Source organism: Anaerococcus tetradius ATCC 35098 (genome assembly GCF_000159095.1).
GTDB lineage: Bacteria > Bacillota > Clostridia > Tissierellales > Peptoniphilaceae > Anaerococcus > Anaerococcus tetradius.
In genome coordinates, this window is sequence record NZ_GG666358.1 from 1 (window position 1) to 420 (window position 420).

Sequence of the window (420 nt, forward strand, 5' to 3'; positions counted from 1 at the left end):
CTTGATATTTTTTCTATCTCTTTATTCATTGATTTGATTTCATTTTTGTATATAACACCAGTTGTATTAGTAGCTTTTGCAATCTGGTTTATATTATTTGTTGCATTTGAAAGTAGCCATTGGAGGTCTCTAAATGGTTCTAAATCTACAACATAAATTTCTTTTTCCAATACACATTTTCTAAGAAAGTGGGACATAGTTTTGCAATTTGCAAGTTTCATTTTCTTTTCAAAAATTTCTTTCTCTTCATCTGTTAAATATATTTTTAATTGATTATTTCTTTTTCTATTATCCATGGTATATCTATCTCCTTATCATAAAATATTGGGGTCTTAGGGTTCTCCCTAACAAGGTAAAATTGATAAAAAAAGAAGCAGCCCATAAAGGTTCTGCTTCATCAATTTTTCGTAAGTGGGTACT

General features: G+C 28.3%; 1 protein-coding gene. It reads right to left on the reverse strand.

What is annotated here, in order from left to right; all coding sequences use genetic code 11:
• Nucleotides 1-296, reverse strand: a 296-nt coding sequence (locus HMPREF0077_RS10165) for a plasmid mobilization protein (RefSeq protein ID WP_004837940.1), incomplete at its 3' end; no start/stop codon positions are given.
• Between the last annotated feature and the right edge of the window lie 124 nt (nt 297-420).